The sequence below is a fragment of the Pseudomonadales bacterium genome (assembly GCA_013215025.1).
Lineage (GTDB): Bacteria > Pseudomonadota > Gammaproteobacteria > Pseudomonadales > DT-91 > DT-91.
On record JABSRR010000065.1, the window covers coordinates 1 to 10,457 of the forward strand.

The window sequence follows — 10,457 nt, forward strand, 5'->3', positions numbered from 1 at the left end:
GATATTGCATTAGGCAATGGCGACAGCAAAACGATTCGCATTCATCATGCCCACCTTGAAGAAGATGCGGGCAAATCCGTGCATGATGCGATTGCTGGTTGCTCAGGCATTGACCTTAACCGTGCCGGCACGCCGTTGATTGAAATTGTAACCGAACCTGATATGCGCAATGCAGAGGAAGCCGTTGCCTTTGCTAAAAAACTGCACAGCATCGTCACCAGCATTGGCATCTCTGACGGCAATATGTCGCAGGGTTCGATGCGTTTTGATGTCAATATTTCAGTGCGCCCAATGGGCGAGACAGCGTTTGGTACCCGTACCGAGACCAAAAACTTAAACTCATTTAAGTTTATGGAAGACTGTATTGCCCTAGAAGTTGAGCGCCAAATCGAAGTACTTGAAGAAGGCGGTAAGATCACACAAGAAACCCGTCTTTATAATGGTGATACCGGTGAAGCACGCGCGATGCGCAGCAAAGAAGAAGCCAACGACTATCGTTATTTCCCTTGTCCCGACTTACTGCCAATCGACATCAGTGAGGAGCTATTGGCCAGTATAAAAGCCGACATGCCCGAACTGCCTGAGGCAAGATTGAATCGCTTTATCAATGACTACGGCATTGCTGAAAAAGAAGCTGCCTTACTGGCCAATAATCGACTGGTAGCAGCGTTTTTTGAGCAGACCGCAACTGCCTGTGGCGACTTCAAACTTGCTGCCAACTGGGTAAATGGCGAACTTGCGGCCGCACTCAATAAAGATGAGATAGACATCAGCGCAAGTCCTATCTCTGCTGAGCAGCTGGGCCTATTGATTTCGCGCATTAAAGACGACACGATTTCTGGCAAAATTGCCAAGCAGGTATTTGAAGCGATGTGGTCTGGCGATCACGCTGGCGACCCAGATGCGATTATTGACGCCAAGGGCTTAAGACAAATGAGCGACACCGGCGCCCTTGAGACCATGATTGATGACATCATCGCAAACAACCCTAAACAAGTGACAAACTATCGTGAAGCTGAGCCGGATAAACGTAAAAAAATGATTGGCTTTTTTGTTGGTCAGGTCATGAAGGCATCAAAAGGTCAGGCTAACCCTGGCATGGTGAACAAACTATTGAATCAAAAGCTTAATGGCTAGCTTGATCAATCTATTAGTGAGAGAAAAATGCAAAAGAAAGACAAAGAAAAAGTATTAGATGAGGTATGGACCGAAGCACGTGTGCGCAGTTTTTTAGACCTTGCGGCACCTGCAGACGTCGACCCTGACTACCATGTCCTATATAACGCTTATAAAAATATGCGTATTGAAAACTTTGAACAGTTTTTAGATTTTTACCAGCAAGCCGGCAAAAATTTCGCTGTTTGCGATCAGCACGGCGTTAGTCTGCTTGAGCTAATTCAGCAACACAAAAAATCTGGCGCTTACGCAGAAGCATTAGCCAAGTACTTATAAAAAAGCTATGTTAATTCAAGCAATCAAAAAGGCAGCTTAATTGCTGCGGCTACTGTTAATCGTCATATGTTAATCGCCATATGTTAATTGCCATAGGCTATTAACAGCTAGCTGCCTTTTTTGTTAGTTATAGCTTGCAAATATATTGCTAAACCTTACGCAGCACCACACTACCAATAGAATAACCCGCCCCAAACGAACATAACACACCGACATCACCGGCCTGCAAATCATCATGATATTGATGCAGAGCAATCACCGAGCCCGCAGAACTGGTATTCGCGTATTCATCTAAAATAACGGGCGACTCATCAGCAGTCGCAGCGCGGCCATAAAATTTCTTGGCAATTAATTCATTCATCGACAAGTTAGCCTGATGCAGCCAAAGGCGCTGCACCTGCTCTGTTGCAATCGATAATGACTGCGCATGATCAGTCAAATGCTGCGCTGCCATTGGGCAAACCTCTTTAAATACTTTGCGCCCATTTTGCACAAACAGTTTATCTCGATCATTGCGATGCTCAGGCGCGGCACGGTTTAAAAAACCGGCATTATTACGAATATTATTCGAGTACTGGGTTTGTAATTTACAACCTAACACTTCAAATAAAGCCTTGTCTTGCGCTGACTCCTGGCTCTCAAGCAATACTGCGGTGCAGGCATCGCCAAAAATAAAATGACAATCACGATCTTCAAACGCCAAGTGCCCGCTACATATCTCAGGATTAACCACTAACACCTTCGTGGCAAGGCCCGCCTCAATGCTACTCACGGCGTTAGCAATACCAAAGGTTGCAGAAGAACAGGCAACGTTCATATCATAAGCAAAGCCTTGGCAACCAAGCTCTGCCTGCACCTCTATCGATATCGCCGGATAGGCTCGCTGCATATTCGAGCAGGCCACAATCAGTAAATCTACCTCTGCTGCAGAGCAGCCGGCCTGATCTAGTGCTTGGCTAGCGGCGGCAACTGCCATTTCTGCCTGCAGTGAAAGTGCCTCATTACTGCGTTCAGCAATATCTGGCGCCATACGGCCAGCATCGAGAATGCCAGACTTATTCATCACATGGCGACGTTTAATGCCAGACGCCTTTTCAATAAAAGCCTCGCTCGAATAGCGCTTTGCCCTGTCTGCATCGTCGCAGTCGCTGTACTGCTGATCAATGTATTGATTAAAACTCGTCACCAATTCCTGATTGGAGATAGATTCACTGGGAGTAAACAGACCGGTTCCTGAAATCACGCAATTTGTCATAAGCGGCTCATTATTGTTGATTGGCAGGGGCTTTCATAATCGCCCAAGCTCGCACTGATTAAATATAAAAAAAGACTTGGTTAAACTTTAAGCTACTGCGATCAAACTTAAAGATTAGCACGCCTTGTTTGACCTCACCGTCCAAGGTTTGTTCAATAGTAGCCGATACCGCGTCACCCGAAACCAGTAATTTAGATAATGACAAAGACAAATCAGACTTTTTCAGCAATTCAGCCGCGCTGATAGGCGCTGAACCATAGGGGAAGTGAATTCGATCTGCCGTATCAACAAATAAACTCTGTAATGCGGCAAGGTCTTTTTGCGCTAGCGCGCGCTCAAAATTAAGCGCCTGCTGCTTACCCTGCTGACCAACATTAAAGGCGGCTTTGGCAAAACCCATTGCCCCTGACATACCCTGTAATTTCAGCATGCGCACCGTAAGGCTTGCGAGAACCGGCAGTGCAGCAAAGCCCTGCTTCAGCAGCTGCATAATCATCGGCATAAACTCCCAATGCGCCGCTAAGCGAGACACTTTGTATTCGCCTGCTTCCTCACTCAATTCATACAGCAAATGCATCGGCACCTGAGCATGTACCTTGTCAGACATTTGAAGGTTAATCGCCAAATCGCGCACCACGTGCTGCGCGCAAACCACGTCTTGCTGCACATCAAAGGCAAGTTTGTTAGGCGCGATAAAGGTATCATAGAAGCGGCTTAGCGCCCGATGGGGCTCGGCACCACCCACGTCCGATAAATGCGGCCTTGAGCCCACAGGATCTTCAACCACATGATTTTGCGCAAAAATTGCCATCCACGCAGCTTTATCATGAACCGCAACCGCCTGAGGCGATTGTTCAACAACAGCGATGAGTTTTTCAGCAGTCATAATGGGCCTTAAAAATTCTTAGATTAGCGGCGCAGTTTACTGATAGGATAGACCTATTAGCAAGTGTCAAAGGATTAATGATGTCATCTTCATTACAAATTGCCCCAGATAAGCCAAAAGTAATATTGCCAAACGGACTGCAGGCCTTATGGTTTGGCTTTAAACTGTTGAATCGGCCTGGGCTCAGGCTCTATGCGCTGATGCCAGTTTTGGTCAATATTATTATTTTTGGGCTTGGTTTTTATACCGCCTATGGTTATGTTGAAGCCTTACGCGGACAATTTGCCAGCTGGCTGCCTGCTTGGTTAGCCTTTATTAGCTATATGCTATGGCCGCTTTTTATTATCAGTGCAGGGGTGATTGTTATTTACACCTTTACGCTGATTACGCAGCTGATTGCAGCACCGTTTAACGCCATATTATCTGAGCAAGTTGAAGCGCAGCTCGGCGTTAATACCGCCACCGAAGACGCCAATATTGATTTTTGGCAGGCCTTAAAAACTGCCGTGCCACGAGAAATCAGTAAACTATTAAAAAGTCTGAAGTGGCTGCTGCTGATGCTGATTTTAAGTTTTGTACCGGTGCTGAACATTGTCGTGCCATTGATCGGTGCCTGGCTGATTGCGATTGACTATCTTGACTACCCCGCTGACAACCGCGGCTTAAAATTTGAACAATCGTTGCAAATCATTGAAGGCCAACGCCTGCAGCATTTAATCTTCGGTGTACTGGTATCTATTGCGAGCTTCATCCCGCTAGTCAATCTGTTCGTGGTTCCGGCTGCGGTCGCTGGCGGCACAGCGCTATGGCATCGACACACAGAGCAACAGTTTGCGGCCAGTAGCTAGCTCTGCGCAACAATTTCTAACAACTAAAATGATCAATTAAATGATCCACTAAACCATCAGTTTACTGTGGCTCGGCGCTGATAGACCACTATCCACGACTGTGGGTGTCCGTCATATACCATACTCATTGGCCACGGTATCTGCCATTGCCACGACACCTGCAACTCGGTCGGCTGATAGTTGGCAAGAAAGCGCGGATCATCAACCAGTGCGTCTTCACCCTGCCAATAACCCTTGTGATAAAAGATCCCGTCAGTGCCGGGTGCCACCCGGGTATTTAACACCACAAAATCGGGCTGACTAGAGAGCACATAATCAATATTGTATTTTGCATGCAGCTGACCAGGGCTGGCCGCAATCGTGGCATCATTTAAGCCAACCATATCAATGAAATTATGCTCTATCAGCGCCGCTGGCAAAGCGCCAGCATGATTCACCGCAATCAGCTGCGGGCCATGTTGTGATAACAGGCCATGTTGACCGATATAGTCGCGCATTTGCTCGGCTAAGACCAAGCTTTGCTGAGTCATCGTGCCTTCTTGATATTGCTCGAGCGGTAAACGCTGTGCTTGGCTCGCTGCCAGAATATCTGCCGGCCGCACTGAGAATAATAGCAGCGGCAATAAGCTTAATAGTAAGCAGAGTTTTAAACCCTTATTAGCGGATGTCTCTTGCCGTCCCAAACAATACCAGCCATAACATATACTGACTATCAGCATCGGCAATAAGGGTTGCCATAGGCGATAATGAAACATCCAATCGCCACCGCCGCCAACCACAAACGCCGCTAAACTCGCCAACAAGGCCAATAATATAGACAAAGTGGGCTCACGCAGACGCCAAGCAAGCAGCAGTAATACTGCCGCAATGCAGATCAGTGGAATGGCATAAAATAGGCCCATCATAATTTGCGGCAGGAGCGCGCCAGAAGCCTTAGCATAGTAGGTATTTGGCAATAATAAGCCGTAGTAATGCCAGCGCAAACTCAAGCCCACAATAGCAAAGCCCAACAACAAAAAGATCGCTAAACGATTGATTGGAATATGGCGATAGCGCGCCACCACTATTAGCAATACCAGCAGCAGCGGCATTAAAAAAACACCTTCAGGTCGAGCAAGCATTAACAGCGCGAGCAAAGCAAACGTAAGATAATGTTGCGGTCGAGTCAGCACAAGAAAACACAGACTTATCCATAACAGGCCGTAAAGCGGTGTTTCAAGGCCTGAACTCGCCCAAAAATAAAAACCTGCTGAAAGGCTCATGCCCAATAGCGCTAAATCTGCAAGGCGCACAGAGCGGCATAGGCGCATCACCGTTAGCCACAATATCAGCAGCGTCAAAGCCGCGCAGCCAAGTCCTAGTAGCTTGACCGATACGATGAGTGGCAGGCCAGAAGCCGCAATAAGATAAAGCAAGGCCAGCCAGAGCGGCGAGGAGAAGCCTTCTACCGGCGACAACTGATTAGTCCACTGCCCCCAAGCACCGCGCATACCCTGCTCAACATAGCGGAAGTAAATATAGCTATCATCGCCAATTTGAAAAAAGAAATAGTGGCTGAGTGCTAAAAATAGCAATAGCGCCAGCCACAGCGGCCAGCGATTAAACAGTTGAGAAATAGTGGACGGAAAAATAGTACACCTGAGGCAAAGTCATAAACAGCCTGCAAGCTTACCCAGCCACCAAACAAGCTTCAAGTTTAATCGGCTTTTTGCCACAGCCGCTTGAGATAAAAATCGACCGAGGTGTATCGCCCTGCACCGCTAAAAAACAGGCTCAGTAACATGATTAAATAGGTAACCGCAAACTCAATCCCGTTATTGAGAATAGTGATTGAGCCATTTTTTGTCAGCCAGGCATAATTACCATGCGTTTTTAAAATCTCAATCGCTTTACTGCGTTGCGCCACTGAATCGAGCACACGCTCATTGGCCAACCAGCTACTCGCATCCGCGATCGCTAACCAGCCATATTGCCAGTGCACCGCAAAAATCGCTACCAGCATCGTGATCATCAACGGGATAGCCAGCAAGCGCACTGCAATACCCGGAATCAATAATGCGCCCCCAATGAGTTCGGTGCCGCCCGCCAAGGCGGTCATTAATTCAGGCATCGGTAAACCTAAACCCCAATCTGAATTGCCAAACCAGGCGGCCGTGCTATCAAAGTTACTCAGCTTATTATAGCCTGCCTGCATAAATACCGGCGCAAGATAAAGCCGCAGCGCAAGTGCAGCTATGCCCGAAGCTTTATCTTCAGCCTGAGAAAAAAATTGGTGATAAACACGCGTCAACGATTGCATCAGAAGTCCTTTATTTTGTTATTGATTCAGCATACGACATTTTGTGGCGCTGTAAGTTCATTTTTTATTTTTAAGCGCAAGGCGGCAATACAAGACAAACCATAACNACTGTGTTTAAATACAGTAGTTATTCAAGGAACGCGTATGACAATCATCCTAGGCATCGATCCAGGTTCTCGCAATACCGGCTTTGGTGTGGTGCGCGCACATGCCAATCGCAGCGAGTATATTGCCTCTGGCGTGATACGCGTGGCTGACTATGAATTTTCTGAACGCTTACGAGTTATCTTTGAGTCACTGCAGGCCATTATTCACCAGCATGCGGTAGAGAGCATTGCGATTGAGCAGGTGTTTGTGGGCAAGAGTGCCAACTCTGCCCTCAAGCTTGGGCAGGCGCGCGGCGCAGCCATTACCGCCGCCGCAGTGCTGGGTTTTAGCGTGCATGAATATTCCGCAAGGCAAATCAAACAAGCGGCCGTGGGCACAGGCAGTGCCGACAAACAGCAAATACAGCATATGGTCAAAACTCTGCTTAAGCTCAGTAAAGCGCCTGCCGAAGATGCCGCCGATGCGCTGGCTTGCGCAATTTGTCATCAGCATACACAACATAATTTATTAAAAATGGCCGGCAATCGCAGTGGCAAACGCCCCAGCCACTATCGGCAAGGGCGAGTTCGATAAAGCAAGGGTAATATGATTGGATGGATTAAAGGCGAGATTCTCGCCAAGCAAGCGCCAGATTTACTGATCAACGTAGCCGGCGTTGGCTATGAGATACAAGCACCGATGAGCACCTTTTACCAACTGCCTGATCAGGGCGAGATAGCCCTGTATACGCATTTTGTAGTGCGCGAAGACGCTCAGTTATTATTTGGCTTTATCAGTGAAGACGAGCGCAGACTATTTCGCACCATTATTAAGGTAAATGGCGTTGGCCCTAAATTAGCACTGACTATTTTATCAACGCTTGAGCCTCAGCGATTTATTCAGTGTGTGCATGCACAAGATGTCAGCGCATTGACAAAAGTGCCCGGCATTGGGAAAAAAACTGCCGAGCGCTTACTGATTGAAATGCGTGATCGCGTCAAAGACTGGCTAGCTGACAGCCCTGCCTTAGAGCCGCTGCCAGAATCATCTAGCACGCCGATAAATAATTATCAGCAGATCGTCACGGAAGCCGAGTCAGCCTTGATTGCGCTTGGCTACAAACCGACTGAGGCCAGCAAAATGATCGCTAAGGCCGACAACGCAAGCGGTGCCGAAAACAGTGAGGGCCTTATTCGCGCTGCATTAAAAACCCTAAACGCATAAACAGCCAAGCTTGAGCATTGAGCACAAGCTTTTCTCTGCTAAGCAAGGTACACTGCAAAAAAGGCTGTATCACCCACTATGATTGAAGACGACCGATTAATTTCTCAAGCTGGCAAGCAAGAAGATCAACAAGACCGTGCTGTTCGACCCAACTCACTGTCTGACTATCGAGGTCAGCCAGTGGTGCGCGAGCAAATGGAAATCTTTATTGCCGCGGCACAAAAAAGGCAGGAGTCTCTCGACCATACCCTTATCTTTGGCCCACCTGGGCTGGGTAAAACCACCTTAGCCAATATCATTGCCAATGAGATGCAGAGTGAGCTAAAGACCACCTCAGGCCCGGTGCTAGAAAAAGCCGGCGACCTAGCCGCTATGCTAACCAATCTGGAGGCGGGCGATGTACTATTCATTGACGAAATCCATCGTCTGAGCCCACATATCGAAGAAGTGTTATACCCCGCCATGGAAGACTTTCAACTCGATATTATGATTGGCGAGGGCCCAGCAGCACGCTCGATTAAAATTGAGCTACCGCCATTCACCCTGGTGGGCGCTACTACGCGAGCAGGCCTGCTAACCTCCCCACTGCGCGACCGTTTTGGCATTGTGCAGCGGCTTGAATATTACGCGGTCGACGACTTAGCCCATATTGTGCAACGTGCCGCCAGCATTTTGCAGATTCACATCGATCACGATGCCTGTCATGAAATTGCCAAACGCGCGCGCGGCACCCCGCGAATTGCTAATCGCCTGCTGCGACGGGTGCGAGATTATGCCGACGTTAAAAATGAAGGTTGGGTGAATCTCGCCATGGCAGATGCGGCCCTGAATATGCTAAACGTCGATGAATATGGCTTTGACGCCATGGATAGGCGCCTGCTCTTAAGCATGATTGAGAAATTCGGCGGCGGTCCGGTTGGTGTAGATTCGCTGGCGGCGGCTATCAGCGAAGAACGCGGCACTATCGAAGATGTGCTTGAGCCCTATCTGATTCAACAGGGCTTTATCATGCGCACACCTCGCGGACGCGTCGTAACCGCGCGCGGCTATCAACACTTCGGTTTATCTTTTCGCGATAGCCGTGCCGCCCAGTCTTCATTAGACCTTGAACAAAGCCTTGAGCCAAACCTAGAGCAAGACTCGCAAAGTCTGAATCAAAATGAATAATGTCGACCACAATGACTGAATCACTGACCCACCGTTTTTGCTGGCATACACGCGCCTACATCGAAGACACCGATGCTGGCGGCATTGTCTATCACGCGAATTATCTGAATTTTATGGAACGTGCGCGCACTGAATGTCTACGTCAGCTCGGCTTTGATAAACAGTCAATTTTTGATGCTGCCTGTATTTTCGTGGTGCACTCTTTGCATATCGATTATAAGAAACCGGCCCTGTTAGACGATTGGCTGACGGTTGAAGCCCATATAATGCATTTAAAAAAAAGCTCAATCGTCTTTCGTCAGCATATCTGGCGTGAACAAACCTTATTATCTGAGGCCAGTGTAAAAATCGCCTGCATTGATAAAATACAACAAAAGCCTTGCGCCATACCTGAGCCAATTTATCAGGCATTACAACAAGCCAAACACTCTTAGGGGAGCAGTATGAACGAATCATTATCATTTTGGACGCTGGTATCTGAGGCAGGCATTGTCGTACAGTTAGTTATGCTGACATTGTTATTGGCCTCTTTTATATCATGGGTAATGATTATTCAGCGGCTGATTTTTTTTAAAAAAGCGCAACGCGACAACAATAAATTTGAAGACAAGTTCTGGTCAGGTGTTGAGCTGTCAGCACTGTATCGCCAAGCTTCCCATTCACAGGCGATGAGTGGCAGTGAAAGTATATTCCGCGCCGGTTTTAAAGAATATACACGCCTGCGGCAACAAGCCGGTGCCGACGGTGATGCGATCATGCAAGGCACAGAACGGGCAATGCGCGTCGCAATGTCGCGTGCAGAAGAAAAACTCGATCGCCACCTGCCATTTTTAGCTACGGTTGGCTCAACCTCGCCTTACATCGGCCTATTTGGCACGGTATGGGGTATTATGAACGCCTTTCGTTCCTTAGCGAATTTACAGCAGGCAACGATTGCAACCGTCGCCCCCGGCATTTCAGAGGCATTAATCGCTACCGCTATTGGCTTGTTTGCCGCGATCCCTGCAGTTATGGCATATAACCGCTATGCAGCAAAATCCGATGCACTGTTGAAAAAATACCAGACTTTCTCCGAAGAATTTTCTGCTATTTTGCATCGCCAAGCGCACTCTAAGCCCAAGCAAGGTTAATCTTATGGCTCAATCATCAAAACATCGCTTTGCTTCAGATATTAACGTCGTGCCTTATATAGATGTCATGTTGGTACTGTTAGTTATCTTCATGGTCACCGCCCCAATG

Annotated in this window: 12 protein-coding genes and 1 pseudogene (1 of these 13 running past the window's edge); 9 read left to right on the plus strand and 4 right to left on the minus strand. The window is 47.8% G+C overall.

What is annotated here, in order from left to right; genetic code table 11:
* A partial coding sequence (gatB, locus tag HRU21_06530; GenBank protein NRA41952.1) for an Asp-tRNA(Asn)/Glu-tRNA(Gln) amidotransferase subunit GatB occupies window positions 1-1,137 on the plus strand: 1,137 nt, incomplete at its 5' end.
* Between the two features lie 27 nt (window positions 1,138-1,164).
* Window positions 1,165-1,452, plus strand: a complete 288-nt coding sequence (locus HRU21_06535; GenBank protein ID NRA41953.1) for a hypothetical protein — start codon at window positions 1,165-1,167, stop codon at window positions 1,450-1,452.
* Window positions 1,453-1,600: 148 nt separating this feature from the next.
* On the opposite strand, the gene HRU21_06540 is transcribed toward HRU21_06535, so the two are convergent.
* Together HRU21_06540 and HRU21_06545 are read right to left on the minus strand one after the other, a co-directional pair.
* A complete protein-coding gene (locus HRU21_06540; protein ID NRA41954.1) occupies window positions 1,601-2,707 on the minus strand; it encodes a beta-ketoacyl-ACP synthase III in 1,107 nt (368 codons plus the stop codon).
* A gap of 58 nt (window positions 2,708-2,765) precedes the next feature.
* Window positions 2,766-3,593, minus strand: coding sequence for a hypothetical protein (locus HRU21_06545; GenBank protein NRA41955.1), 828 nt, complete (start codon window positions 3,591-3,593; stop codon window positions 2,766-2,768).
* Window positions 3,594-3,673: 80 nt separating this feature from the next.
* Between HRU21_06545 and cysZ the strand changes: the two genes are divergently transcribed.
* Complete coding sequence (gene cysZ, locus HRU21_06550; GenBank protein ID NRA41956.1) at window positions 3,674-4,441, plus strand: sulfate transporter CysZ; 768 nt, start codon at window positions 3,674-3,676, stop codon at window positions 4,439-4,441.
* A gap of 56 nt (window positions 4,442-4,497) precedes the next feature.
* Here cysZ and HRU21_06555 read toward each other — a convergent pair whose 3' ends face one another.
* Together HRU21_06555 and HRU21_06560 are read right to left on the minus strand one after the other, a co-directional pair.
* On the minus strand, window positions 4,498-6,015 hold the full coding sequence (locus tag HRU21_06555; protein NRA41957.1) for a hypothetical protein: 1,518 nt from the start codon (window positions 6,013-6,015) through the stop codon (window positions 4,498-4,500).
* Between the two features lie 122 nt (window positions 6,016-6,137).
* Window positions 6,138-6,740 carry a DoxX family protein gene (locus tag HRU21_06560; GenBank protein ID NRA41958.1) on the minus strand — a complete coding sequence of 201 codons (603 nt, stop codon included), beginning with the start codon at window positions 6,738-6,740 and terminating at the stop codon, window positions 6,138-6,140.
* A gap of 144 nt (window positions 6,741-6,884) precedes the next feature.
* On the opposite strand from HRU21_06560, the gene ruvC reads away from it, so the two are divergent.
* From ruvC to tolR, 6 genes and pseudogenes are all read left to right on the plus strand, one after another.
* Window positions 6,885-7,421, plus strand: a complete 537-nt coding sequence (ruvC, locus tag HRU21_06565; protein NRA41959.1) for a crossover junction endodeoxyribonuclease RuvC — start codon at window positions 6,885-6,887, stop codon at window positions 7,419-7,421.
* A 12-nt stretch (window positions 7,422-7,433) separates the two neighbouring features.
* The gene (gene ruvA, locus HRU21_06570) at window positions 7,434-8,051 is read left to right on the plus strand and encodes a Holliday junction branch migration protein RuvA (GenBank protein NRA41960.1); all 618 of its coding nucleotides are present in this window, start codon (window positions 7,434-7,436) and stop codon (window positions 8,049-8,051) included.
* A 78-nt stretch (window positions 8,052-8,129) separates the two neighbouring features.
* Window positions 8,130-9,218: a Holliday junction branch migration DNA helicase RuvB gene (gene ruvB, locus HRU21_06575; protein ID NRA41961.1), complete on the plus strand. Its 1,089-nt coding sequence runs from the start codon at window positions 8,130-8,132 to the stop codon at window positions 9,216-9,218.
* Between the two features lie 11 nt (window positions 9,219-9,229).
* Window positions 9,230-9,652: a tol-pal system-associated acyl-CoA thioesterase gene (gene ybgC, locus HRU21_06580; protein ID NRA41962.1), complete on the plus strand. Its 423-nt coding sequence runs from the start codon at window positions 9,230-9,232 to the stop codon at window positions 9,650-9,652.
* Window positions 9,653-9,661: 9 nt separating this feature from the next.
* On the plus strand, window positions 9,662-10,348 hold the full coding sequence (gene tolQ / locus HRU21_06585; GenBank protein ID NRA41963.1) for a protein TolQ: 687 nt from the start codon (window positions 9,662-9,664) through the stop codon (window positions 10,346-10,348).
* Between the two features lie 4 nt (window positions 10,349-10,352).
* Window positions 10,353-10,457 (plus strand): annotated as a pseudogene (tolR, locus tag HRU21_06590) (protein TolR); it runs 311 nt beyond the window's last position.

Coding starts and splice junctions, on each gene's coding strand:
- ruvC (NRA41959.1), top strand. CDS start 6,885: ATGACAATCATCCTAGGCATCGATCCAGGTTCTCGCAATACCGGCTTT.
- HRU21_06545 (NRA41955.1), bottom strand. CDS start 3,593: ATGACTGCTGAAAAACTCATCGCTGTTGTTGAACAATCGCCTCAGGCG.
- HRU21_06535 (NRA41953.1), top strand. CDS start 1,165: ATGCAAAAGAAAGACAAAGAAAAAGTATTAGATGAGGTATGGACCGAA.
- ruvA (NRA41960.1), top strand. CDS start 7,434: ATGATTGGATGGATTAAAGGCGAGATTCTCGCCAAGCAAGCGCCAGAT.
- HRU21_06540 (NRA41954.1), bottom strand. CDS start 2,707: ATGACAAATTGCGTGATTTCAGGAACCGGTCTGTTTACTCCCAGTGAA.
- cysZ (NRA41956.1), top strand. CDS start 3,674: ATGTCATCTTCATTACAAATTGCCCCAGATAAGCCAAAAGTAATATTG.
- ybgC (NRA41962.1), top strand. CDS start 9,230: ATGACTGAATCACTGACCCACCGTTTTTGCTGGCATACACGCGCCTAC.
- ruvB (NRA41961.1), top strand. CDS start 8,130: ATGATTGAAGACGACCGATTAATTTCTCAAGCTGGCAAGCAAGAAGAT.
- HRU21_06560 (NRA41958.1), bottom strand. CDS start 6,740: ATGCAATCGTTGACGCGTGTTTATCACCAATTTTTTTCTCAGGCTGAA.
- tolQ (NRA41963.1), top strand. CDS start 9,662: ATGAACGAATCATTATCATTTTGGACGCTGGTATCTGAGGCAGGCATT.